The sequence below is a fragment of the Edwardsiella sp. A.80236 genome (genome assembly GCF_044540725.1).
Lineage (GTDB): Bacteria > Pseudomonadota > Gammaproteobacteria > Enterobacterales > Enterobacteriaceae > Edwardsiella > Edwardsiella tarda.
Window position 1 is genome coordinate 19,633 of record NZ_JBIUCY010000019.1, and the last position, 23,384, is coordinate 43,016.

At 52.4% G+C, this 23,384-nt stretch carries 23 protein-coding genes; 3 read left to right on the forward strand and 20 right to left on the reverse strand.

All coding sequences use genetic code 11. The features are described from left to right. Positions 1-68: 68 nt before the first annotated feature. The gene (locus ACEQFP_RS14620; RefSeq protein ID WP_236893542.1) at positions 69-380 is read right to left on the reverse strand and encodes a molybdopterin-guanine dinucleotide biosynthesis protein MobC; all 312 of its coding nucleotides are present in this window, start codon (positions 378-380) and stop codon (positions 69-71) included. Positions 381-659: 279 nt separating this feature from the next. Between ACEQFP_RS14620 and mobA the strand changes: the two genes are divergently transcribed. The 3 genes from mobA to ACEQFP_RS14635 are packed head-to-tail and all read left to right on the forward strand — an operon-like array spanning position 660 to position 3,476. Further along, entirely contained in the window at positions 660-1,004 is a 345-nt protein-coding gene (gene mobA / locus ACEQFP_RS14625; RefSeq protein WP_109609900.1) for a plasmid mobilization protein MobA, read from the forward strand. A 1-nt stretch (position 1,005) separates the two neighbouring features. Further along, positions 1,006-2,931 carry a TraI/MobA(P) family conjugative relaxase gene (gene traI / locus ACEQFP_RS14630; RefSeq protein ID WP_236893544.1) on the forward strand — a complete coding sequence of 642 codons (1,926 nt, stop codon included), beginning with the start codon at positions 1,006-1,008 and terminating at the stop codon, positions 2,929-2,931. A 20-nt stretch (positions 2,932-2,951) separates the two neighbouring features. After that, positions 2,952-3,476, forward strand: a complete 525-nt coding sequence (locus ACEQFP_RS14635; RefSeq protein WP_236893546.1) for a hypothetical protein — start codon at positions 2,952-2,954, stop codon at positions 3,474-3,476. A gap of 242 nt (positions 3,477-3,718) precedes the next feature. Here the strand turns inward: ACEQFP_RS14635 and ACEQFP_RS14640 are convergent, their stop codons facing one another. The 19 genes from ACEQFP_RS14640 to ACEQFP_RS14730 form a co-directional block, all read right to left on the reverse strand. Next, a complete protein-coding gene (locus ACEQFP_RS14640) occupies positions 3,719-4,240 on the reverse strand; it encodes a phospholipase D family protein (protein WP_236893548.1) in 522 nt (173 codons plus the stop codon). After that, positions 4,161-6,491: an F-type conjugative transfer protein TrbC gene (gene trbC, locus ACEQFP_RS14645; RefSeq protein WP_236893550.1), complete on the reverse strand. Its 2,331-nt coding sequence runs from the start codon at positions 6,489-6,491 to the stop codon at positions 4,161-4,163. The genes ACEQFP_RS14640 and trbC overlap by 80 nt, the downstream gene beginning before the upstream one ends. A gap of 10 nt (positions 6,492-6,501) precedes the next feature. After that, positions 6,502-7,518, reverse strand: coding sequence for a DsbC family protein (locus tag ACEQFP_RS14650; RefSeq protein WP_236893552.1), 1,017 nt, complete (start codon positions 7,516-7,518; stop codon positions 6,502-6,504). Positions 7,519-7,521: 3 nt separating this feature from the next. Next, complete coding sequence (locus ACEQFP_RS14655) at positions 7,522-8,793, reverse strand: conjugal transfer protein TrbA (RefSeq protein WP_236893554.1); 1,272 nt, start codon at positions 8,791-8,793, stop codon at positions 7,522-7,524. A gap of 83 nt (positions 8,794-8,876) precedes the next feature. Continuing rightward, positions 8,877-9,557: a plasmid IncI1-type surface exclusion protein ExcA gene (gene excA, locus ACEQFP_RS14660; RefSeq protein WP_236893556.1), complete on the reverse strand. Its 681-nt coding sequence runs from the start codon at positions 9,555-9,557 to the stop codon at positions 8,877-8,879. Between the two features lie 17 nt (positions 9,558-9,574). After that, positions 9,575-9,862: a type II toxin-antitoxin system RelE/ParE family toxin gene (locus ACEQFP_RS14665; protein ID WP_109609915.1), complete on the reverse strand. Its 288-nt coding sequence runs from the start codon at positions 9,860-9,862 to the stop codon at positions 9,575-9,577. Beyond that, positions 9,859-10,110 carry a type II toxin-antitoxin system Phd/YefM family antitoxin gene (locus ACEQFP_RS14670; protein ID WP_109609917.1) on the reverse strand — a complete coding sequence of 84 codons (252 nt, stop codon included), beginning with the start codon at positions 10,108-10,110 and terminating at the stop codon, positions 9,859-9,861. Before ACEQFP_RS14670 ends, ACEQFP_RS14665 begins: the two co-directional genes overlap by 4 nt. Positions 10,111-10,200: 90 nt before the next feature. After that, positions 10,201-12,348 (reverse strand): DotA/TraY family protein, encoded by a 2,148-nt coding sequence (locus tag ACEQFP_RS14675; RefSeq protein WP_236893560.1) that lies wholly within the window; start codon positions 12,346-12,348, stop codon positions 10,201-10,203. 54 nt (positions 12,349-12,402) lie between these two features. Continuing rightward, positions 12,403-12,921: a conjugal transfer protein TraX gene (gene traX / locus ACEQFP_RS14680; RefSeq protein ID WP_236893561.1), complete on the reverse strand. Its 519-nt coding sequence runs from the start codon at positions 12,919-12,921 to the stop codon at positions 12,403-12,405. After that, the gene (traW, locus tag ACEQFP_RS14685) at positions 12,918-14,114 is read right to left on the reverse strand and encodes a conjugal transfer protein TraW (protein ID WP_236893562.1); all 1,197 of its coding nucleotides are present in this window, start codon (positions 14,112-14,114) and stop codon (positions 12,918-12,920) included. The genes traX and traW overlap by 4 nt, the downstream gene beginning before the upstream one ends. A 14-nt stretch (positions 14,115-14,128) precedes the next feature. Continuing rightward, the gene (locus ACEQFP_RS14690) at positions 14,129-17,206 is read right to left on the reverse strand and encodes an ATP-binding protein (RefSeq protein ID WP_236893563.1); all 3,078 of its coding nucleotides are present in this window, start codon (positions 17,204-17,206) and stop codon (positions 14,129-14,131) included. Positions 17,207-17,229: 23 nt separating this feature from the next. Continuing rightward, entirely contained in the window at positions 17,230-18,183 is a 954-nt protein-coding gene (locus tag ACEQFP_RS14695; RefSeq protein ID WP_236893564.1) for a hypothetical protein, read from the reverse strand. Between the two features lie 50 nt (positions 18,184-18,233). Beyond that, positions 18,234-18,617: a DUF6750 family protein gene (locus ACEQFP_RS14700; RefSeq protein WP_109609928.1), complete on the reverse strand. Its 384-nt coding sequence runs from the start codon at positions 18,615-18,617 to the stop codon at positions 18,234-18,236. A gap of 26 nt (positions 18,618-18,643) precedes the next feature. Next, positions 18,644-19,171 (reverse strand): conjugal transfer protein TraQ, encoded by a 528-nt coding sequence (gene traQ, locus ACEQFP_RS14705; protein WP_181367134.1) that lies wholly within the window; start codon positions 19,169-19,171, stop codon positions 18,644-18,646. An 8-nt stretch (positions 19,172-19,179) separates the two neighbouring features. Next, complete coding sequence (locus ACEQFP_RS14710) at positions 19,180-19,941, reverse strand: hypothetical protein (RefSeq protein ID WP_236893565.1); 762 nt, start codon at positions 19,939-19,941, stop codon at positions 19,180-19,182. Between the two features lie 11 nt (positions 19,942-19,952). Further along, positions 19,953-21,203 carry a conjugal transfer protein TraO gene (gene traO, locus ACEQFP_RS14715; protein ID WP_236893566.1) on the reverse strand — a complete coding sequence of 417 codons (1,251 nt, stop codon included), beginning with the start codon at positions 21,201-21,203 and terminating at the stop codon, positions 19,953-19,955. 2 nt (positions 21,204-21,205) lie between these two features. Continuing rightward, a complete protein-coding gene (locus ACEQFP_RS14720; RefSeq protein WP_181367136.1) occupies positions 21,206-22,183 on the reverse strand; it encodes a DotH/IcmK family type IV secretion protein in 978 nt (325 codons plus the stop codon). Positions 22,184-22,201: 18 nt separating this feature from the next. After that, on the reverse strand, positions 22,202-22,924 hold the full coding sequence (locus ACEQFP_RS14725; RefSeq protein WP_236893569.1) for a DotI/IcmL/TraM family protein: 723 nt from the start codon (positions 22,922-22,924) through the stop codon (positions 22,202-22,204). Positions 22,925-22,937: 13 nt separating this feature from the next. Further along, the gene (locus ACEQFP_RS14730) at positions 22,938-23,381 is read right to left on the reverse strand and encodes a hypothetical protein (protein ID WP_227016278.1); all 444 of its coding nucleotides are present in this window, start codon (positions 23,379-23,381) and stop codon (positions 22,938-22,940) included. Positions 23,382-23,384: the final 3 nt, after the last annotated feature.

Sequence of the window (23,384 nt, forward strand, 5' to 3'; positions counted from 1 at the left end):
ACGATGGTGCCGTTTTTCTTTCTCCTGTCCGCCCCCAGGGGCTCTTTATGTTAGTCACATACCGTCAATTATTGAGCCGGTTTATCAGTAACCACTGTTGCTGATTTTCTGCTTTTTGCCGTGCGTGTTGGTGCTTTCTTTGCAGAGCTAAGAATTTCGCGGATGGCCTTCACGCTGGTTGGTATACCGGCAGAGTCGAGCGCACTTCGAATATCTTCCACGCTGTAACCTTTGTTATTCGCCAGTTCAATAATTTTTCCCTTTAACTGCTCTAGAACGTCTGTTTTTGTGAGGCGTGTTGGTGTCAAATCGGGCAGGTCATCCAGTGACGCTTTAGCCAACTCTACATCTTCGACGCTATACCATTTCTTCTCAGCCATTCTTCGATTTCCTGTTTTATGTGCTTAATTGCAGTCTACAAGTATACCTTCCGAAATAACCCAGTTCCAGAACCCGGCCCCTCCTGGCGTTAGCCAGTGACGGCAAAGCCAAAATCACATATACTTCCAGCCAGGAATCGATATTGATAGTAAAACGTGGGACAGGGTATGTTTTGTTGAACCGCCTGCACGCAGACGGTTCAACAAAACGCCCTGGTCAGGACTCCGTCCCGACACCCTATCGACTGAGTTGGCCTGGCAGACTGAGCAGGATTGATGATGAGTAAGAGTGAAAAACGCCAGAGGACAGTCCTTTTTCTTGGGATTCGTTGGTTCCCTGAAGAAAAAGAACAGGTCGTTGCTAGTGCTAAAGCAGCTGGGATCAGCTCAGGTGAATTTCTCCGCCGTGCCGCCCTTAGTCGTCGTATTGTGGCTAAGGGTGATACCAAGCAGATGAATGAGATCCTGAAGTTGGGTGGCTTGCAAAAACATCTCTACAGCGAGATGCAAAAGCAGGGGATGATGACCACTGAACTGAGTAAACAGTTTGCTGATACGCTGGCGGCGCTTCAGAAAACACTAATGAAATTTCGGGCCGATAGCCTGAACAACATTGAGGATTAGTATGCTCGCAGTCGTGGCCGAAAGGCGCCGTGATGGCAGGTCCAGCTTCTTGCAACTCGTCTCCTACACCATTCTGCGTGATGATGTTGAGATGAGTGAAACGCTGTCGCCAGAGCGTCCTTTTGTTCGTAAGTCACGATCAGAAGAGAAAATCTTTAATGACCTGGTTGGGTACGCAACACGTAATGCGTTGCCTGATTCACAGGATGTTATCGCAACGTTCCCGGACGGACGTCAGCAGGTGCGTTGCGATAAGGTCATCTGTGAGACAAACTGCTTCTCTCTCGCTACCGCCTCCACTGAAATGGACATGGTGGCCGTGCAAAACACTCGCTGCAATGATCCAGTTTACCATGCCATTCTGTCCTGGCCTGAGTCTGAAAGACCTACTCCAGACCAGATTTTTGAATCAGCCAGACACTGCCTGAAACGCCTTGGTATGGAAGGGCATCAGTATGTTTTTGCCATCCATGACGACACCGATAATTTGCACTGCCACTTGAGCGTTAACCGTATTAATCCAGTGAGTTATAAGGCTGCTTCACTGTATAACGATCGCTTCACTCTTGACCGTTGCTGCCGTGAACTGGAGCTTAAAAATGGTTGGAAGCATGATAATGGACCTTACATGGTTAACGATTCTGGTGTGATTGTTCGTCGTCAGAAGTTCTATAAATCCGCTCCTGCACCTGCGCGTCAGTTGGAGCATTTTGGTGACAAAGAGAGTCTATTTTCGTATGCAGTGGATAACTGCCGAGAGAAGATGGATGCATTGTTTCTGGGCGGGCGCTATGACTGGGATGGGGTACATGACATTCTGATTTCGGCCGGGCTTGAGCTGCGTCAGAAAGGTGAGGGACTTGCAATTTACGATGTTGCCGATGATGAACAGGCGCCGATTAAAGCCAGTGATCTTCATCCGGAGCTAACGCTTAGTTGCCAGCAGGAGCTGATCGGTGCTTTTACCCGGGCATCTGTTATCCGTGAGGTGAACCGTGATGGCAAGGATGTTTTGCTGAGTGCCGTAGATATTGAATCCCAATACGACAATCGTCTTCACCGTCGTGATAAAGGTGCTAGAGCTGAGCGGCGTAATGCCCGTGCTGAGGCTCGCCAGGATCTGATTGCTCGCTATAAGGCGTACAAAACTAGTTTTGTGCGACCAGGGATTTCTGCGGACGTTGCCCGGAGCCGCTTTCGCGAGCTGGCGGCCAGTTATCGTATCCGTAAGAACAACGTGCGCATGACCGAACGCGATCCTCTTCTACGGAAACTGATATTCCGTGCGCTGGAAGTGGAGAAAATGAAGGATATGGCTGCGCTGCGTCTGCAGATAAGAGATGAGAGGAAGGCTCTGAAAGCGATGCCGGGTTACCGTCCATTGTCGTATCGAGCTTGGGTGGAAGTGCAGGCTACAAGCAATGACGCAGCGGCTATCTCTCAGCTGCGTGGTTGGGCTTACCGCGAGAAGCGTAAGAACCGTACGGCGGCTATCTCTGATAATATTATTCTCCACTCAGTTGCGGATGATATTCGTCCGTCGCAGATTCGTGGCTATGATACGAATGTAAATCGTGATGGTGCGGTGGTGTATTCATCCGGAGGCAAGCCGGTGCTGCTCGATCGTGGTTTGTATATAGAGGTTGCCGATGCGCCGGCAGAGAAGGGTAAAAATCTGGCAATGGCGTTGCACATCACCGGAGAGAAAAGCGGGGAGAGGGTGGAAGTCAGGGGAGATAAAGCGTTTGTGCAGGGTACTATTCAGTACATTCCGCACTTCAATGCGTCGTCCGGTAAAACCGTACCTCTGACTCATCCTGTGCAGCGCCAGCAGGCGGGGTACACTGGCATGAATCGTCAGGAGCCGGACACAACGATCGGTAAAAAAACTATGCAGCCTCAGCATTCGCCTAAACCCAACAGGTAACACTGAAACTGGAGGATTAAATGGAATTATTTCACGGGTCGCGCGCGCGCTTCACCGAGTTTGATACCTCCTTTAAGGGCACAGGGGAAGCAGGCACAATCGATGCTATCTGGTTTACCAATAACTTTGCCGGAGCTCGTAATCATGCCCGTTACAAATGCCGTAACGGGGACTCCCCGCTTGTCTACCAATGTAAGCTTTCGGAGAGGGCGCTACTCGCGGATTTCAGCAAACCTCTCAGTGAACAGCCGCGAGTTGCGGAACTTTTGCATCGCCATCTCCCTGTCGGGATCAGCACGTCACTTTCGCAAGGAAGGGAGTGGTATGGGTTAGCACAACCTCATTACAAGAAATTCAAAGGTAAAATGTTCTACGCTGGCAACAGAGGCGTGAATTCGGAAGAGACCATCGAGCTATTCAGAAACTGCGGACTTCACGGCGTTTATGACTGGGAAGGTGCATGGACCGATTCTTATCTTCATGGGCCCTCAATCATCATCTTCGATCTTTCTGTGTTGTATGACCTTACATGTAGTGACGCCTGAAGCTGTAATTTCTAGTCCCTGAGTTATTTGATCCAGGAAACAAAAAAAAACCGCCACGAAGGCGGTTTTATGATTGGCGCATTAGCTTATTTTTTTAAACGACTCTGTGGTAAGGATGTTAAGGTTTAACACCAGAAACGGGTCATGAAAATCCATTAGAACCTCAGCTAAGGAAGCGAGTGGTTGTAGCCTAAAATTATCCAGGTGCAGCTGCGTGACGTGACCAGCCAGATTGCCTGACGTTAATCAGTCCCTTCACTCCAGAGACGATTAAATTCCCCCTGATAAGCCTGCGCTGTCGAAGGCTCATTCCAGATGACTATCGTATTTTCGGCATTGCGTTTAACTGCACTAGACGTGTAGTTAAACGAGCCCGTTTGAGTAGTCACTCCATCAATAACCATGAATTTGTTGTGCTGAATAGCGTAGCGGTCGTTCAGACGAACCGAGATACCCTTATGCTTTAACCAGGTGACAGCTGAATATCGGCCGCCGTTGTCTTTCGCATCCGCGACTACCCGAACTCTGATACCACGCTGGCTGGCGTTATCCAGCGCGATGGCCACAGGCTTGCTGGTAAAGCTGTATGCAGCAACATCGATGCTTTGCCGGGCGCTATTAATTGCAGTCAGTATATTTTCGATGGCGCTTCCTCCGGGAGAAAATCCGGTAGTGATTCTTACCTCAGATGCGATCGATGACAGAGGAAGAAGCAAAGTCGTCAGTAAAAGCGTCAGGCGCGAAGTTCTGGTGCCAGTCATCATTGGTGTTGTTCTCTGTGTGGTGGGTTTGCTCGGGGTATGAAGGTGCCGCCGGCTGGAAGAAATTTTCCGTTGGTGATGGTTGTGCCGGTGGCTTGCTGTATCCGGCATTGTTCTGGTGTGCCTCTTCAATACGCTTCTTCGATATGCGTATATTTTCGCGGTCCTTCAGCCAGCGGTATTTGCCCTTGTTCTTCTCAAGGGCGTTAACTGCTGCTTCAAACAGCAGAATACCGCGTTCATCGTCGCTGTAGTCCACATCGGTTCGGCTATCCAGATCGCTGGCCAGCTGTGTGATGGCTAGAAGTGTCTGGTCCTCGATACGGGCTTGAAGGTGGCCGTGATACTCTTCCGGACTAGTCGAGTGGCAGATATCCAGAATCTGGTTGACCCGTTCCTGGGATACTGGACGCCGGCGTTCTGCGGCTGGTATTTCTCGACAAAGATCGGTGAAATCTGGGCGACGAATGGGAACGTAACGGTTGATTTTTACCTGCAGCTTCGAAATCTTCTCGCTATCCGGGATGTAGATGGAGTTACTGCGAACCAGCTGATCCTCAAACACGATGATGCCTTCACCTTCCTTCAGTGACTTGAGTTCATCTAGCTGGATATTGTCTTTGTCACGAAACTCCACGCGGTCAATGTCCTGATAGCTCCCCATACTGGTCCGTTCCATGGTGCGCTGCTCTGCGTACTGGCCAGTACCACCGACCGCACGGATCATCTTCAGAGTGTCTTCCGTATCTTCAGTTTTCATGAACTGTTTGGTGCCGAGGTTGGCATTCACGGAATACACTTCTTTCCCGTGTTTCAGCATAGCTTGCAGATCCTGGCCAAGGATAACCAGCATGTAACGAAGGCTTCGCATCTGAGCGGCTAGCTTCTCCAGACCTGGTGCGAAGTAGTAACCAACCTCGTCACAAAGGAGCATGAACGGAAACTTGCTGGCGAACTTTTTCACAGTCAATGTGTGTTCAGGTGAACCCTCAATTTTGTTACCCAGGTCTTTGGCGATATTCATCCTGATGTCAGAAATGTAGAGTTTACCTAGCGTGGCTGCTTCATTATCGGAAAGCTCAAGAGCTGGTATGAGCACAACCAGCGTGCGATCGTTGTGCAGGATGTCCTGCATATCGATGTCTCCACCGTTTTTGGGGAAAACATGGCCATAGGTATCGTTGAACATGCTGAGCATGCGGGTGAACTGCTGGATGAGGTACCCGTGCTGGTCCAGAGCGCCCTGAGACCATTCTCCTGGACGGTTAATCAGGTTCATATCAAAGCCAGCGAGGTTGGCCAGATAGTTCTCCATCGGCTTGTAGCCTTCCTCGTGCCAGCCTTGCTCCAACGCTTCACGGTACAGACTCACAAACTTAACCAGCGGGAGATAGGACTGAATGACGTCCTGCGTCAGCAGAATGTTGTCCCTGGCCCGTTTGTAGCATAGAGCGTAAATTAGCGCGTTCATCATGGCGCGCGCTTTGTCTTTCCACCCTTCATCGCTACCGTTGCCTGCCGGTTGTAAAGACTCCATCAGTTGGGTGATGAAGGTCGGACTCCCGTAAGCGAAAGGATTGGTGCCGTTCGATTGTGGACGAGACTTATCACCGAGTAACAACTTTTTAAACTTGTCATCGCTACCGGTAATGAAATTCAGTACGTGCCAGTCGTCTTCCTGACCGAAGCGTCTGGCCATTGACCAGGTGGCGACAGCGAGGTCTATCTGTGCCTTACCGTCAGAGATACAGCACCCGCGTGCCCAGCACAGCGAATTGAGGTACATGCTGTAGAGCGTTTCCGTTTTCCCGCCACCGGTGGTGGCCATAATTTGCATATGGCGCAGGGCGTCAGAGGTTTGTAGCCACAACTCCTTGCCTCTGTCCTGCTTGCGTGCTGTACCCAGGCATAGCGTACCTTCTGATTTTCCCCTGATAATCTTGGGCAGGTTCAGGTTGAGCAGTGGAATGTTCCAACTGAGCTCGCGCTCTGTCGAGAGGTCCAGTCCTCCGACATCCATCGGTATCCGCAGCGGTAAACGAAAGCGCTGGTCGCTAAATGCGACCAGCAGGATGGTGTTGAGTGGTAGGGATAACAACAATGTGGCTGGCCATAAGGCGCCGGCAATCAGAGAAAACACCAGTAGCAGCTGCACGGTAGCCGGTGCCAGGAGTATGCGCTCAGCCAGCTTATCGTGAACCAGCCGGCTTATTCGCCAGCTGTCCACAGGGCCGGGACGTCCTTTTAAATCCATTAAGATCTCCTTACTGGCGGGTATTGAGGAAGGATTTCAGTGCTGCATCACTGGTCATTGCCTGCAGTGGGATCATGCGGCCGTCATCGCTGATGACCGTCGGTGTCCCCGGCATGCGATATAGCTCAAATGCCAGATCGTTGCGCGCCAGGGCCTGCTTGCCAGCATCACAGGCGGTGACAGCTTTCTCCTTTTTTGCCAAGGTAAGCATATCTGCGCCGGTGTCGTTCAGGGCCTTCCACATCCCTGCACGCTTTTCCGGTGCTGCGCAGAGTAGGGGGGCCACCTCGTCTGCAGTGCGGGTTTTGCCAATCAACGTTACCGGGAAAATCTCTACGTTGTAGTCTTCTGCCAGAGCCTGGACGGTCGGTTCAAAGATGCGGCAGTTAGGACATTCCGGATCAAGGAAGATGTAAAGTGAGCGTTCATGGCCAGAGGATAGGCGAACAGTGAATTCCTGCTTTGCTGCACCATTTTTGAGACGTTCTGCGAGCAAAGTCCGGGCCTCAGCGGCTGCTTCCGGAGAGAGCGCGGGATTACTGTTCTGAGCCTGCGGGGCCTGTTGTACCGGTACTACCGGGGCTACTGCAACTGCTGCAGGCTGAGTCTGTAATACCTGCGGGGCGGAGACCGTCATCTTTACTGGTCCGCTGAGCTGCGGTACCAGCCAGGCTGCTACAAGGGCCAGGCATAGGACTCCAGGGGTGAACCATTTCCACTTCGACGATAAGACAGAGGGGACTTTCCGAACCGGATTGGTGGTCATGGCCATACGTGTGAGTGCATCGGCTGTTGTGTCCATTATCAGGCTGGCGAGCTCCGGGTCTTCAGTTGAGAAAAGACGGGCAAAGCCATTATTGCTCTGGCGCATCCAGATAACGTATTGCCCGGCATCCTGTTCCAGGGTGAGTTGATAACGATCGGCGGTCGGCATATTCAGACAAAAGAGGTTGCTGTCGTTAAGACGGACCAGAAGGTGCTGATCGTGAATTTCGGTGCTGATATTGAAAATGGTTTTCTCTGACATGGGTTATCTCATTTTTGGGCGAAAGGAATGGGTGTGGCGGTGTGTGTGTGGTTCTTCTGTATGGCCAGCTGCCGGGTCGGCATCTTCATCGTCATCATCGATATCGCCCTCCTCTTCAACAGGTGAGCGAGCCGTTCCTGACGTGTCGTCAACGACGGCCCCGATGCTCCGCAAATCGGCCTCGAGGCCATCCAGCGCGAGGCTCATGATGGGGTGGCTAAGGCGAACGCGGTAACGCGCAGCCAGTGTTTCCCAGTGGGCCTGGCTGACGACGCCGGCAGCCTCCACAAATGGCCAGGGACGACCGGTAGACGCTAGGGTGTACCAGAGTGGGCGATCGAGACCTTTCAGCCAGCGGAAGCGGCGAATGGGTAAGTGCAGATCGTTGTCATGCAGCGCCGAGATGGCAGTACGGCAGTAGCCGTATTGCCTGATGAAGCTCCGGGCCTGCTCTGTGGCTATTACTTTTTGGAATGCGGCGTTGGCTAGTGTCAGATTTGGGTAGCCAATCCTGTTCCGGTACCGGCGGTCTACTTTCAGCGTGGAGCGGTTGAGCGCATCTAGCAGTGCTTCTGCGTCTTTACGCTTGTCCATGAAATGCTGTAAACCGAAGATGGCGAACATTGCCCGTTCATGGTCATTGAAGGTGTTGAAGAGTGGGGATACGTCCTCACCGGCAGCTACTTTGGGCAACCGGGTGCCCAGTTGGGCGATGAACTGTTCCTGAGCAAGATCACGGCGTAGACGCTGGTTAACGACCAGCTTGTGCTCAATGGCGAACTCATCCGGTGTCTGTGCGCTGCGATGTTCTTCAGGATCCACGTTCAGCAACTGCTGTTTTTTATCACCATAGGTTAGTGCTGGAATAATTGATGGTGAGAACGTGGACATAATGCGGGGCAGTGTCTGGATTGATATATCGCGTCGGGTACGACTTACTTGGTGCCGGCGAACGGCGATCATGCCCGTAATGATGAGCGGGAGCAGTACAATCATGAGAATGCCTGCGGTGACATCCATTACGGTGAAGAACTCACCCCAGCTAACGTTCGGGGCGTTATTGTGCGTTCTGGCCAGAAGGTTAATACGCCAGGCGGCATATTCATGAGTACGAGGGAAATCGGCAATATTCCATAGCCAGTAGAGCAGGGTAGTACAGGTTTCGACGGTGAGCTGGCGAAAAAATAGGGCTGCGATAATCAGCGTGATAAAGCCGCCGACCACAGCCATTGACCAGTCATTAGACCGGACGTCATTGCGGGGTAGTTGCGTCATAGGGTGCCTTGGTCGTGCGAATGCAAAAGAAAAGGCACTCTGAAAGGAGTGCCTCTAATGAAGGGGTGAGATCAGCGTACGAATTATTTCGGTGGTAGAACTAGGTTGATGCCGTTTCTTTCAGCTATCTTCGGTGCCTGATTTTCTACACAACCAGGAATACTGTATTCATAGATCCAGCTCTGGCTACGCATCGCATTGATTTTTTCGAGCAGTTGTTCAGCTTTGCCGGTGTTTATAGAAACTGATGGGAGTTCAGGGTTACTGGTGTAAATAGTCAGTTTTTTCCCTTCTACCTCAATGGATTTCCAGTCGTACATACCGAATCCCATAACCCTAACATCTCGTGGAAAAAAGAAGTTAAAAATGGTTGTATCAGGATGATTGATGTAAAGCAGGGTCCCTTTCTTGGTATCAATCCCTAGGTAGCCCCACCCCGTGCGATCTCTAGCAATATTCTGGGGGGATGGGGCACAAAGCTCAGACTCTCTGAAAAATTCTGAAAAGGCTTTAATATTTTTTCGTTGTTTTATAATCGAATAGGTAACCAAGCCGATTACGATTGCTAATGAGATCCACAAGAAAGATGCGAGTGGTATATCTTGTGGTCGGATCCCGTATCGAGGGTTATCTTTCATAGCATAGAACCACCCAGCGAGCCCTAGGTGAAACGGGAAAACAAAAAGCAAATATCCAAATGACACGACCCCAACTACAGCGACAGGCCAATTCTTGCTATAAGTATCGATGTGTTTAATTGTCATGGCTATCTTCCCGATATTTATCTGAGCCGTTTGCTGGCTAGCGTGTATACCTCACTGCGCTCCCGTTTACCCACGGCGACCACAGCAATAATTAACTCGTCATTAATAACCTGATAAACCAACCTAAAGCCAGATGCCCGTAATTTTATCTTATAACAATTAGGCATCCCTCGAAGCCTCGCGGAGGGGTTATGAGGATTTTCGGCACACTTCTTGAGCTTTCTGGCGAACTGCTGCTGAATAGCCTTATCAAGGTTATTCCACTCTTTCAATGCATCCGATCTAAACTTTACCCGATATGTCATAGGTAGCTATCCAGATCTACATCGTGTAAGGTCTGCTTACTGCGTTTCTGAACCAGTTTAGACAGCTCCTGATCATCAATGTAGTCAAGCATTTGTTCATAGAGTTCGGCTGGTATGCAGTAGAAAACCGGCTGGTTGTGGTTCAAAATTGCCACAGGAAAGCCTGCACCAGAATTGACGGTAGCCATTGGGTTTTTCTTAAGCTCACTGACACTAGCTGTGGTATCACTATGAATGATGTTGGGCATAATACTCTCCTGGCATGAGACTGGTTTATAGGTCAAATTATATCATAAAATGACCTATTTTTAAGTCTTTTTTACGTGACTGGTTTCATTTTATTTAAAGCCGTTAGTATCCCCTCTTGGTTTGGCTGCATCTACTTTTTTCAGTCCTGGTGCGTGACCGGCTTTACTTCCAAATCCAGCAAACATGCTACGGGTGGACTCAACGGCTCCTTTCATCATCTGTGCAGCTTCACGACCACCTAACCAGGCAATGACATAATCTGGCAAATAGACTTGTAGGCTGAATGAAGAAGATACCAGCGTGGTGCAAGTTCGTGCATAAATCATCAGGATCCCGATAATACTGGCGAGGCCGGTCACGGAATCTGCCTGCACGTTTGCTAGCGCCGGAGTGATTAACATGTTCAGTAATGTACCGATGGCCACGACTACCAGGCTGGCGAAAAAGAATCCGAATACCATAAGAGATGGACGGATAGCGGCATCAATCAAAAAGATGTAACCGTAGTTGGCACGACTACCTTTATCTTCTTCAGTGCCTATATGTGTTGCAGCCCATAGTGAACCTGCTGTAGTTCCAATGAGTACGCTTCCAAGCCAGGATGTGCAGGCAGTTATCCAGTAAATCAATGGAATAAAAGGTAAGAAAATAGAAAGTGAAAATCCCACACTCAGCAATATAAATAATATAAAGTACACCACCGGGGAGATAGAGCCCATCACACTTTTTGCGATATACCCGGCGCCGGTGACGGTATTAATTATTTTGGTAAGGCCATTACCATCAGCTCCCGCCCAATCAACCGCTGCCTTAGCTGCAGTAAAAATGGAAAATGAAGTTTGGGCTGCTACGAGAGTGTAATCTCCGATCGCTTTCATTTTCAGCAATGGATTTACCTGTTCTGAGTTATCTCCATTTTGACCAGACATAACCGATTGAATAACCCAACTGGTAAATGTCTGCATAGGAGGCATGATTTTAAGTATGGCATCGTTAGCACTTTGAACATCGTCAGTATTTTCATTTCCTGCAGTATTAGCAGATCCTAGTGGTGGCGTGTATGTTGAGTTCTTACGTTGTGCCAACAATGCTGTTTGAATCTCTTCCCTTAGTTTTCCTACCCCAACTTCGCCTATATTTGAGGGTCCAGTGACTACTGGACTCTTATGAGCAATGCTGTTTACTTTCTGATTCGCCGTTGCGAAGGATTGATACCAAGCACCCAGCGAAATCCAGCCGCTTTGCTTCAGATAGTTTGCTAGCTCACTACGGATTGTACCTTCATTGTCCACGCTTGCTGTTGCTGCTGTAATTGTGTCTTCATACTGGCGTGCTGCCTGCTGAATTTCCGCCTCAACATCAGGGAGTTGGCCTTGCCCTCCGTCCTGATAACTACGCCAGGCGCTGACAAAGTTTTCCGCGCTCTGAGATAATGTGCTATTCATCGTGGTAAAGGCATTCATCTGGGCAGTTTCGAGCGGGCCGGAATTTATCGGGACGCTAAAGGAGAACCAGGAGGTGTTGTCTTTTGTTTCTGGTAGTTTGGCACTTCCGCAGAGAGCGCTGCCGTTCGATATTCGCACTTCACGGCCATCTGGGGAGCGCTGTTCTGACATTGGCGGTGTGTTGCTATTACCTGACTGGTGCATTTCAGCCTGTTCGGTATTCATCGCCGTCTTACACAGGTACATATCGAAGATACCCCTGGCAGCCGTGATGGTTTCGCCGGCTACGGGCTGCATTATCATCGATTGACCTTCCATAATGGCGTCAGCCGCTTTATCAGTGAGCAGGTTGGCGCTCCCTACTCCCATAATTGATGACATCCACAGGAACGCCAGATTCGATATAGACCAGCCAGAAGGTGTCGGTACCAAAGCCATAAAACCTGCTAGGGACGATACTGGAGCCATCATTGTATTACCACGACCAAATACTTTGCCGCGGTTCCCGGTCAGGACTGTGGCCCTCAGTGTGATCCCCATAAACCAGATAAATGCCAGACCTGCGATAATAGCGTTGAATACACCGTACAGCTGGCCAATAAAGCTGACGTTCTGAGGCTGCAGGGGATTATTCACCACGTCCCCATAGACCATAATAAGTAACTGACGGGATAGGTCAGTAGAACGGGTGGCTGCCCCGCTGATCGTGTCATAGTTGATGTTGTCTGCAAATGTCGGCAATGACAGACCGACCAGCGCGAAAGCAGCCAGTAACAGTAGCAGTCTTTTCATATAGGTTTCCGTAACGAACAGAATGCTCATCCTGAGGATGGCAGGGGGGGATTGTCAGAACCTTGCACGCCAACTGAAGATCTCTTTTAGCCAGGTGCCGGTTGCCCGCCACTGCGAAAATGACCCCAGTTCTCGGTTGAGAAGCTGCCAAAGATGAAACTGGTTTTTCATCGCACAGACAAACAGCATGCCGGCAAAAGTGGAGATCATGAACATCAGGCTGAGCATTCGCACCAGCAGTACACCCGAGCTTGGTGGGGCTGTAAGCAGTGTCAGTGTGCCCACGGGTAACAGAATGACGATGCTTACAGCTGAGGCGAACATGCTCAGCCAGATCCGTTTAGCGAGAAGATAACGACGCATCAGCGATTCACGACTATGGCCGCTGGCAGCCACGGCCTCATCAAAACTGAGCATCTCTGTTTCTCTTTTGGCTGACTCAGGCCAAAGGCGGCGGAACCGTTCCGCATTTTTCTCCGCTGCGTATCGGGCCGCGTGAGCCATTCGACCGGCTTCCCAGAGCGGAAGTATCAAATTAGCGGCAAGCCAGACTTTTTTGCGTATTTTTTTCATCGGCGTGTGGCTCCGGCGGCGGCCTGCTGAAGTTTCTGCGCTAGGCGAGGCTCGTAGTATTGAACACCTTCTAGGCTCAGTTGCTGGCCAGAGATAATGGCGTTCTCCTGCAGCTGCTGTTTGATACCCAAAAGTAGAGCGGTTTGTAGGCTCTGAATACGAATGGATTCACGCAGGAGGTTGTCACCGTCCATCGCCTGTAGGTCGGTCTGGTAATCAGTATTGGCATATCGGCGATTGACTTCGAAGGACTCAAACTCACGTAACGACATCATGCCGGTACGCTTTGCTTCCGGTGACGCATTTTCATCAAACCAGGCTTTACTCGATGGTGTCTGGAGAGCCTCAGCGAGAACATCCTTTGTGGCTTCGTTAGGCTGGCTAGCGGCCACCATCGCTAGCTGAGGCTGCTCAGCGGCGCTCTGGATGGCATCATGCTCTGTCATCATCCCGATGTACTGACGGCCGCTATCGGTTTTAACTTCCCCTTTCTTCAGTGCACGACCGGGGCTGTGGCGGACCGAGTTTTTGAGGTACATCATTGCCGCATCTGTCTGTTCCGGGGTGAATGTCAGCTCCGGTGCCTTGCCTTCTGGGCCTGCACCGGCCAGTAACGACCGGACCTCCTTATCTCCTCCTGGTAATGCCGACTCACCGCTGCAGAGGTCACCCCAGGCATCCGCATCCTCTTTTGTGCAGTAGCTCCGGTGGATTTCTGCCGTGACAAACAGGTCCTTTTCCGGTACGTCGGGTTTGGATGACAGGGCTTTTTTGATAGCGGCGTTTCGGATACTCCCGCCGCTGGCAAGCGTTGACTGTTTTGCCGCTGACTGACGGGCTACCTGTGAGGCCTGCCCGGAGGCCGATTCACTGCAGATGCTGTCCGGTACGGTGTAGTTGCGCCTAGCCTGCTCCAGGTTTTGTACCTGCTGTGCATAGGTAGCGTACTGCTGCATATTTTCTGTTGACTGCTGGATCATGGCTGCAATCTTGTCGTTACCGGAAGTGATGGCACCGCCAATTTGCTGATTGGTGGAGAGAATAGTACCCAGCGTGCTGTTAGCCGCGCTCAGTTGTGGAACGATCTGAGTGGTCACAGGAACGCTGGACATTACATCCACCGTAATCGCGAGCGCTTTTGTTGCAGACAGCAATAGGCCGCCGATGGTGACGGCTAGTAGTCGTTTATTCATGGGATTTGCCTTAATCAAATTTGCAGGCCGCGTGAGGCAATCAGTTCGCTGGCCAGTCGGTTAATTACATTGCCGTGGTCGGTTTCTCGTGCTTCTTTCTGGCGCAGGTCAATGAGGTTGACAGCGCTGCCGGTCGGGAAGGCTTCAGCTAGGATAGCTCTGGCCTTACGACCGTCGAGAAGGTCATACAACTGGTCGCGTAATGCGGCATCTTTCGGGGTTGAGTTGAGCGCCCATAGCTCTTTGGGGCCGAGGGTATTTTTAAGGATTTGCACCACTCTGCCAGTTTTTAGGCGGAAACACGCCAAGAAGTGGGTACCGCTGCCGTCAGGTGAGGCCCCTGATCCGATATGGCGAAACGTCTGCGCTGTATGCACCGGCACGCCAAAATGCTCGGTCAGCAAAGGCAGATCCTCGTGGCTGACTTGCATCAGATAGAGGCTATTGGCCGACTTCAAGATCTCGTGCGGGAAGTGGTTCAGATATTGAGAGCTCAGCACGGTACGGATGAAGAATTTGCGGTTCTCCAGGTCTTGGGTGACCAGTTTATTCATGATAAACGGGATGTCCTTGGCGTTGTGCAGTTCGTCGTAGATCTTGGTTTTCACCTCTTGCGCCAGCTGGGTCAGTCGTTCGTGATGAAATGGTTGGTACATTTCCGGCAGTTCGCGCATCAGCTCGTTGCGATACTGCGGCAGCTCAAAATGCCCGGCGGCCAACTGGCCAGCATACAGATACATTAGCCCGGTTTTGACCTGACCGGCTCGAGTTTTGCCACCAACCACATTGTTCAGGTCAATGGCTATCACGCGAGTGTCCGGGTTTAATTCAAACACGGTACGGCCGGAAAGCATTTTGTAGGTGCGTAAGGCATCCGATAGGCAACGGCTGATATAGGAGAGCAGCGTTTCCCCACTGCCTTCACGGGTGATGGTGCCGTACTGCATACGGACGTCCTCATCATTGAGGTAGACTTGTAGGTCACTCAGCTCCGGCATGGCCTGATAATGGGCGCGGGTGGCGGCGGTCATTTCTCCTCGGGAAAAAAGTAAATCCCTGACCTCGAACCAGGTGGCTTTTGACCACCAGTTATCGTCGTATTCATGGCGGATACCTGTCTTTTCCAGCGCCTCATCAACTAGAGGCTCCAGCGTTTGCGCATAGCGAACTGGCGCCAGGTTGGCATTCGTCTCATAGGCTGTATCGATAACTCGGCTGAGGATCTGCCGGCAGTCCTGTGAGTTTGGTGGAGTGCCGGTTTCTGGGTTGACGCAAAGTGTTTCGCAGATGCTGAGTAGATATTCCTTTTCCGGCGTCAGCGGGTATTTCATGCCGATCTGGACGTCAAACGGGTTCTTACAGTGCTTGCGGCTGTTTTCAAGAACCATACCGACCACTTCGTTCTGGCGGGATTTGGGCAGCGCGTCACGAATGAGCCTGACTAGACCTTGAGCAGAGAAACCTTTATCGACATAGGATAGAAATGGCAGGCTACTCTGGCCTGAGAATAAGATGGCCTCGCTAAGTGCCCCTAGGGCTACCGACTTCCCGGTACCTGGTTCACCGGCAACGATCTCCGTGAATTTGGTCTGCAGGTTGCTGGCGAGTTTCACCGGGAAGGGCTTACCGTCAGGGGTGGCAAACACAATGCTGGCGTCATCAGCCCACGGGGTGGCCGGTCGCTGCAGGGGGAGCAATGCTAGCGCCGCTGAGAGTGGCGGATACATCAGTGACGGGATGCTGAGTGCGTTCGCTCCCACCAGAGTGGATGCCCAGGCTCGAGCAGGATCTCCAAATGTTCCGGTGACCTCACAGATTCCCCAAGACTGGAGTGCTTTCTGAAGCAGGGTACGGTTACGCTTCGCTGTTTCTTTATCTCGGGCCCAAGTGCTGGCGCATATTGTCATCACACAGACCGGCATGCTTTTATCCGCCTCATCCAGCCATTGAACCGAATTATAGATCGGGCGCAGCGGTGGCAGCAGACCGGCCAGGCTCAGGATAGTTCTCTTTCCACCTAGCGCTTTGATTCCACCGGGCATTAAATCCATACGGATACGCCAGGGTAGGTGGCGGTTGATTTTATCAAATAGCTGGCTAAACGTTTCTGGCTGCTGAGGTCCCAACGAGAGTGCCAGCGTGGTGTGCCAGTGGTTATCATGTTCGATAAAGCTGCCATCAATCTTCGGATCGCTGTTGAATAGCTGATAGTGAAGATGAGGCGCCAATAGTGTGGAATGGTCGTTACCCTTAGGTCGGCCATGCGGCCACTTTATATCCCCGGGCAGATACGGTCGCCAGGATTTTGACGTGCTGTCACGCTCTATTTCTTCACGTAACGCCAATCCAAATTCATGGGCATTCATCAGACGAATACGGGTACCGAAGTCGCCTTTGCCAAACTGGTTTTCCAGCATTGTAATGAATGTGTCATGGCGGATCTTCAGGCCCTCCAGTTCCTGGAACACCGGATTCTGACCATAGCGCGCGCCCGGGCTTTTCTTCACTAGGGTTTCGCGTCGCTTTTCTTCATCGCGTATTTCGGTCGTGGATAGCGCTTCACGGGCGGTGTACACCACAAGAAAAGCACGCTCTCTGGCGATAAAGGGCGCCATTTTTTCAATACGCTCATCCAGAATATCGGTCAGGTCGAGGCCCATACGCTTCAGGCTGCGGTACTGGTGAGCCAGCAGTTTCCTTAGTTCTGCCCGTGCTTTATCTGGATCGCATTCGAAGACGAAACTCAGTTTACGTCCAGGTTCTTTAAATTCGCTGGTCAACAGGGTGGTCAGGTGTGAAATGTAGTTACTGAAAAGCGCTTTATCCCGCCTTTCTTCTTCCGTTATGGCCTTCTCTTCATTGAACGCGCAGTAGGTCCCCTCGATTTCGAACACGCTGGCATAGTGGCCTTCTTCTGTGAGGAGAATATACGGTGAGGCCATGCCAGGACGGCGTTTGCGATCGTCATCAGTCAGTCCAACAGTCGTACGCAGATCGCAGTAACGGGTAAAGTCCTGGCCCAGTGCGTAGCGTGAGGCCCAGGCAATAGCTTCCTCCACACATTCCAGCGCGGTGACCAGTGGGTTTTTCATATTCAATCTCTCTGATAGCGCCGTCAGGACTGGCGGCAGTACTTGTTGTACAGGGACGTCCATTGACCTGGTGGAAGGCTCAGGCTGGACGAACGGGTGGCGATGATGTCCGGATTTGGGATGAGGACGATATGGCGCAGACGCTGTTGCAGTGACTCCCGCTGTACCGGTGATGACTGTTGCAGAGCCTGACCAAACTCACCCGGATGGCTGGTCCCCCAAAAGCGTTCTGTCTCAGCCCGGTGTGCCGCAAGCCAGTTGAGGATCATGGCTGCGCCATTTTGCTGGCGCTGGTCTCCGTCACGTCGGGCGGCCACCACCGCTCTTATCAGCCGGCTGATGTCCGCCGGCACCAGCTCAGGCAGGTAAACCATCACACCATCATTCGCGCCCAGACGATTCAGATGGCGGCTGCACAGGCATACGTTACAGGCGACGGTCACATTATCGTCGTGGGTGTTTTCCGGGTTATTGTCCCGAAATGCCAGCAGGTTACTGGTGCTGACGTGTCCGCAAAACTCACAGACATCACCGGTGAGCTCTGCTGCACGCCGGCGCAGGGCCGGGTTATGCCCGGCATGCTGATGCCCCCATACCTGCTGCTCAATGTCAAAGTGGCGGTAACGTATGGCGGCGGTCAAACGCAGATGCGTGACGTGATGGCGGGACCAGCGTCGGCAGGCTTTTGTTAGCGACTCTACCAGCGTGGTGCCATCACGTTGGTCTGGCATCAGCTGTTCCAGTTGTTTTGTCAGAGAGGCCAGGGGAAGCAGCCAGACGTTGGAGTTGTAGCCTGCATCGGCAGAGGTACCGCAGTGGTAAAACTCAGGAGCCACCGGAAGAAGCCACTGGCAGAACGTCGTGGCTTCAGGTGCTTTCAGGGTCAGGGACGGGAGCGCTGTGTCACTGTCGTCGGGTGGACAGGGCTCCAGCTGAATGGGGTAAAGGAAACTGAGCGTTTCCGGGAATCGGTTCAAGATAACCTCCTGTAAAGCAGAACCCCGGCGCAAGCGCCGGGGAAGTGACATTAACCCACATCAACTGGGTTTAGCTGAATGGTGCTCTGACCTTTTTTGATGAACTGGTCAATAGCAATCATGATGCAGCCAGCACCGATAAAGGTCAGAACCAAGCCCCAGCCAATCTGCGGGTTCTTTTTCTTGGCTACCCAAAGTGATACACCAATAATTACGAGGCCAATTCCCCCAAATTTCGCCAGTTTCAGCAGGCTTTTCCCTGAGTTATCGGCCCCATCGGCCACCTGATCCACCATGCCAAAAATATCATCAGCTGCGTGAGCTGGGAGGGTCAGGGTACTCAAGAGCATAACCAGTGGAGCGATAAGGCGTTGACCCAGAGAAGCAGCTGCCAGCCAGAGACGAACGGAAACAGACAGTGTGAAATGACGCATTGTTAAAACCTCTTTTGTTTATGGAGTTAATTCCAGCTCAGATGCAGAGTGTTCTGCAGGGCATTGAGCAGTTGTGGATTGCAGGCTAGGAGAATGCCGCAGATGAGCATCACCATGCCGGCAGAGACATCTTCTCGGGCTGACAGGCCAGTGTGGCCATCCACCAAGGAGCGGCGGATACGAGACAGACCCATGAAGAAAAACAACACCCCGATTGCACGTAGCAAGGTAAGCACGGCATCGATGGCGAGTTTTGCCTGACCCATGGAATCCGGGGCATAGGCGATGGCATCAAAGGAGACATCGCCAAAGCTCAGGGTATGGGCGGCCTTGTTCATCATTTGTTGTAGGGCGATAAGGGCTCCGCCGAGACAGACCGACACCAGGGCTTTAAGCCCGCTGGTCGGTTTACCGCTACGTGCGCGTTGGGCGACGGAAAACAGCGTGAAGATGCATCCGCCAAGTCCGAACATAAAACCCAGGGCCAGTATCAGGCGGATACCGCTGGTCTTGAGACCGTCGGCAACCTGTACCAGGATTTGAATGGCGTCCATCAGCCCTCCTAGCGAATAACGCCCCTGTCTGTGGTGACGGTGCGTGTAGTGGCATTAATGCTGCGAATGGACATTCCGTTGAGTGTGTCGCCGGCTTGTACCGACCAGGTGGATCCTCCGTGAGTTATCCAGGCCATGCCCGGGTAAATGGTATGTACTCGCCATCCCTGCACGCCGGTGCTGCGCTGACTCACAGTGCCAGTCCGCACCGTCGATGTACGGCGTGTGGTAGTGGATTTAACAGCAGCGCGTTTTGCAGGCTGATTGGCGGCGCTGGCGTGAGGGGGAGGGCTTGCTTCTACGGCTTTTATTCGTGCTTCAAGCGCCGTTAGACGTCGTTCTACCTCGCTAACCCGGCTATTCAGGGCATTTATCCCTTGCTTGCTGGCTTCGCTGACCTGCTGCAGCGCCTGAGCGTCAACTGGGGGCGCGGCGGGTTGAACTGGCTCTGCGAGTTGAAGTGGTTCGGGCTCTGGTGCAGGAGCTTCTTCCACAACCGTAGGCGCTACCGGTGCAGGGGCCGCCTGGTGATCAGGTATAAAGGCGTGCGTAGGTGGCTCATCTGGCCAGACAGCGTAGGCAAGCATGGCAACCAGCACGCTGCCGGCAATCAGCAGCGTGCTAAGGTCATAGCCCATGAACTGTCGTTTAGCTTTTTGGTCGTTGTCTTTGGCCTGCGTCTCAGACTTTTCGGTTTCCGGTTCCGGGTGAAGCTCCGGCAAGGGCGAAGCCTCGGGCTCAAGGTCCGAATCGAAATAGTTTTCTTTCATGGCGTTTCTCTTCAGGGGTGTAAGGCAGGGACCATGCGGCTGGCCGGCTGCAGACTGACTGCAGTCGGCTCATCACGAGTCTTAATCACTTTGTCGCTTTCCTTTACGGCGGACATAAATAACACGGCGATGCTTTGGCCACGATCAACCAGCACCTGCTTCACCGGGAGTTTTTGCGCGTCGTTGCTGATGACCTGACCTGCCTGTTGGGCGGCCCCGCCAAGGATGGTACCGGCCACCGCTTTACCGTCCGGCATGCCCACGCGTCCCTCAATAGTATTGAGTCCGGTGCTTAGGATTTGCGTATTGGCGCTGGCATAGAGCTGACCACCTAACCCTAGACCATGAGCCAGCGCAGGCAGCAGAATGCGCGTTGCATAGCGGTTGTTGACCGATGAGGCGACGGATGACTGCAGTGTATCCGGCATGGCAGCCCAGGCATCGATACGCCAGGTGTTATCGTTCCAGTCCATATTGGTGAAGTGAATGGACACGCCATCGCCGACGAGTTTGACGCCATTAGCTGTTAACGTGGCGCCGGCATAAGGTCCTGCTGGAATCTGTGCCAGCACCTGCGAGCCAGTGTTGTCTGAGTCAATCGCCGTCACAATCACACCACCCGGACGACTACCGACAGGGATAACAATCCGGTCAGCTGCTGCGCCGCTTGACCCCGTGACATTCCTAGTTCTCGTCGAAGGAGAAAGGCTGTCCGTCCATCCAGAGAAAGGACTTGCAGCCGTAGCGACTGAGGCTCCAGCGGCCTGACCCGCAGTCTGTCCGGTCACACTAGCCAACTGACCAACTGGTGCCTCTCGTTGAGCAACGAGCTCTTTGAGTAGCGCCTCCAAGGCTTTTTTACGATCTGGATCGATTGACTGCATTGGGGCACGCTGAGGCGGAGGCAATGGCTCCTCTGGCCGTGGTGCTGGTAGTGAAGGTGGAGTTTCCTGTGAAATTGGTGGCACCTGGCGCACCGTTCCAGAACCTGCGGAGGCGATAAAACTGGTGTTGTTAGCCATCGCCTGTTTAGCACCTTCTGCATTGTTTTCTCTGAGCAGGGTTTGGTATCGCGGGCTTTCAGCCGTGGTTTTTCCTGTTCCATCTGCTGTTCTATCCACGCTTATCCGTGTCACTGATGGCGGAGGTGCATTCAGCCAGGAAACCAGTAAGAAAATCCCGGCGATGACTGCGAAGCCTCCACCAACGATGATTAAGCCGGTTTTCTTTACGTCCCGGCGAGCGTCTTTTTCAGCGGCCATATTTACTCCAGAGATAATGTCATCCAGACCGTTTTCCCACCATGAGAAAAAGCCACTTCTGGGGTCAGTGGCAGTTTGTACAGTAAAGTTCCATCGCCGGAGGATAGGGTCTGTTCGAACGCATCACGCAGTTCGCTGCGGGTGCGTATAAAGAGGTCGTCGCCCATCTGCCAAACCTGTGTATCAGGTACGGATCCTTCAGTTTTCAGGCGTCGAGCTTCTTTAGGGGGAACGCCATCAAGAAAGGCCTGCAGGGTGGGGTTATTCAGGCCAATCTTTGATTGTGGTGCCGGCATCTTTTTCGCCTGCGGCCCACGCTGTGGAATGCGCAGATCCAGGCGGGTATCAATAACACGCGAAGCGGCTTGGTTACTGGCTTCACCGCTGGTGACGTCTACGATAATCGGTACCGCTAGTCCCTTCAGGTAGACCGTGACATTCCCCCGGTCATACTGCCTCCGGGCCTGCACAGTCATCACGCTGCTATCTGGGATGTAATTCACAGTGAAGCCATCGGAGTTTGCATTATAGGGTGGGGCTGCCAGTGGCCATGGGGCGCCGGTGTTGTCCGTAAACATCACCGTGCTGGCTTGATGTGTAGCTGTTCTGAGTACAGGCAGAGATGATCCCGGAGATAGGTTTACAGTTAGCGTGGAGATCCGTGGTACTACATCCGCAGGCTGCCAGGCTCTTCCCCGACTGGCATCATCGACTGCCCGGCTGACGTTTTCTATCTCTCCTCGGTTGAGTGGTGCGGCCTGTCCGATAGCCCAAGCCTCCGCTGCAGACGGTGGTGCTGGCGGTGACTGACGTAACGGTGCGGTGATGTCTGTTGCTGGTTCACTTGGCTGCATCGGTGCAGCAGAGACGGGCGGAAGATCCTTTGAAGGGGTGTTTGTTCGAGCATCTGCCCAGTTAGCGGCATGCACATAGCCTGCAGACAAGAGCAATAAAGCTGTCGTGAGAAGTCGAATATTCATGAGTTTTCCTGTCGTAATTTAGCTGGCATCCCGGGTGACTACTGAGGCTACTTCGATTCCTTCAGGCTTGAGCCTGACGTCGGTGCGCTGAATACGGATCGTAAAAATGAAGTTCTGAGGTGGCAGACTGCGGGTCTGGCCATCAAGGCTCAGGGTTACGGGATATTGAATTTCCCAGATGTAGGGTCCGCCCTGACCTTCCCTGCCACGGCGGTAAATCATCCCTTTGCGGGTGACGTTGGCAGACATCAACAGCTTGTCTTTTTTTACCTTTGAGAACAGGTTGGAGTTGGTTAGTGCGCTGTAGTAGCTCCTGAAGCCTTCTTCTGAGAACTTTTGCTGCTGATCGCTGATCTGTGTGCGGTAGTTTTTGAAGTCGAGCTGGAAGGCGCTGCGGACTACCTTGTCACCAAATGCGATCACGTCATCATCGCTGTAAGCTGGTTCTGACGTCGGGTACTGTGCCAACACACTGCCGTTGAGCGTGGCGAAGTATTTCACCGGAGGGTGAGCAACCTGCCAGGTAAGCCAAGCGTTAACTGGAAACTGCACCAGGTTGAAGGAGACGGACACCAGAGCGACCGCCAGACATTTGCGGGCAAAAGAGGCGTTAAGCATCCTGTCTTTTTGAAGCTGCATTGCCTCCATGAAGGGGACGAGGTGTTTCTCATCAAACTCCTGAACCTTTTTTGTCGTGTCTGAAGAAGCCTCCCCTGGGGAGGCTGGAGATTGTTTCGTCACTTGGTAGTTTCCATCAGTTCAGTGAGATAAAAGAACGGCCACTGTCAGTGGCCGCCGGGGATGATTGCGTGCTGACGGGAATTGATGTCGTTCCCGAACTGTAAGACGAAAGGCCGCTACTGGAGGCATAGTCTCCCCAGGGGTCTATGGTCGGAGGAACGTAGTTACTGATTTTATCGCGAGCAGCCTTACAAATTTTCTGGCCGATCTGATTCATGATGTCGGTTAGATTGGGAAACGTTGGTGCCGTAATGGTGGTGGAAATATTCCCTAGGCAGTCTCCCAGTGACGCGGTGACGTTGTTCTGGCGCTGTGACCAAGCGTCAGCAGCTTCTTTAGCACGGTTATAACCGGCTTCACTGCCGGCCTTTGCAGCAATACCAGCACGACAGGAAGCTGCATCGGCTGTAGGAAGACACGCCAGGAGTAAAAGGGTGGTGCAGAGTATTTTACGCATGAG

Excerpts from the sequence above, each read along its gene's own strand:
- ACEQFP_RS14620 (WP_236893542.1), bottom strand. The coding sequence starts at position 380 with ATGGCTGAGAAGAAATGGTATAGCGTCGAAGATGTAGAGTTGGCTAAA.
- mobA (WP_109609900.1), top strand. The coding sequence starts at position 660 with ATGAGTAAGAGTGAAAAACGCCAGAGGACAGTCCTTTTTCTTGGGATT.
- traI (WP_236893544.1), top strand. The coding sequence starts at position 1,006 with ATGCTCGCAGTCGTGGCCGAAAGGCGCCGTGATGGCAGGTCCAGCTTC.
- ACEQFP_RS14635 (WP_236893546.1), top strand. The coding sequence starts at position 2,952 with ATGGAATTATTTCACGGGTCGCGCGCGCGCTTCACCGAGTTTGATACC.
- ACEQFP_RS14640 (WP_236893548.1), bottom strand. The coding sequence starts at position 4,240 with ATGATGACTGGCACCAGAACTTCGCGCCTGACGCTTTTACTGACGACT.
- trbC (WP_236893550.1), bottom strand. The coding sequence starts at position 6,491 with ATGGATTTAAAAGGACGTCCCGGCCCTGTGGACAGCTGGCGAATAAGC.
- ACEQFP_RS14650 (WP_236893552.1), bottom strand. The coding sequence starts at position 7,518 with ATGTCAGAGAAAACCATTTTCAATATCAGCACCGAAATTCACGATCAG.
- ACEQFP_RS14655 (WP_236893554.1), bottom strand. The coding sequence starts at position 8,793 with ATGACGCAACTACCCCGCAATGACGTCCGGTCTAATGACTGGTCAATG.
- excA (WP_236893556.1), bottom strand. The coding sequence starts at position 9,557 with ATGACAATTAAACACATCGATACTTATAGCAAGAATTGGCCTGTCGCT.
- ACEQFP_RS14665 (WP_109609915.1), bottom strand. The coding sequence starts at position 9,862 with ATGACATATCGGGTAAAGTTTAGATCGGATGCATTGAAAGAGTGGAAT.
- ACEQFP_RS14670 (WP_109609917.1), bottom strand. The coding sequence starts at position 10,110 with ATGCCCAACATCATTCATAGTGATACCACAGCTAGTGTCAGTGAGCTT.
- ACEQFP_RS14675 (WP_236893560.1), bottom strand. The coding sequence starts at position 12,348 with ATGAAAAGACTGCTACTGTTACTGGCTGCTTTCGCGCTGGTCGGTCTG.
- traX (WP_236893561.1), bottom strand. The coding sequence starts at position 12,921 with ATGAAAAAAATACGCAAAAAAGTCTGGCTTGCCGCTAATTTGATACTT.
- traW (WP_236893562.1), bottom strand. The coding sequence starts at position 14,114 with ATGAATAAACGACTACTAGCCGTCACCATCGGCGGCCTATTGCTGTCT.
- ACEQFP_RS14690 (WP_236893563.1), bottom strand. The coding sequence starts at position 17,206 with ATGAAAAACCCACTGGTCACCGCGCTGGAATGTGTGGAGGAAGCTATT.
- ACEQFP_RS14700 (WP_109609928.1), bottom strand. The coding sequence starts at position 18,617 with ATGCGTCATTTCACACTGTCTGTTTCCGTTCGTCTCTGGCTGGCAGCT.
- traQ (WP_181367134.1), bottom strand. The coding sequence starts at position 19,171 with ATGGACGCCATTCAAATCCTGGTACAGGTTGCCGACGGTCTCAAGACC.
- ACEQFP_RS14710 (WP_236893565.1), bottom strand. The coding sequence starts at position 19,941 with ATGAAAGAAAACTATTTCGATTCGGACCTTGAGCCCGAGGCTTCGCCC.
- traO (WP_236893566.1), bottom strand. The coding sequence starts at position 21,203 with ATGGCCGCTGAAAAAGACGCTCGCCGGGACGTAAAGAAAACCGGCTTA.
- ACEQFP_RS14720 (WP_181367136.1), bottom strand. The coding sequence starts at position 22,183 with ATGAATATTCGACTTCTCACGACAGCTTTATTGCTCTTGTCTGCAGGC.
- ACEQFP_RS14730 (WP_227016278.1), bottom strand. The coding sequence starts at position 23,381 with ATGCGTAAAATACTCTGCACCACCCTTTTACTCCTGGCGTGTCTTCCT.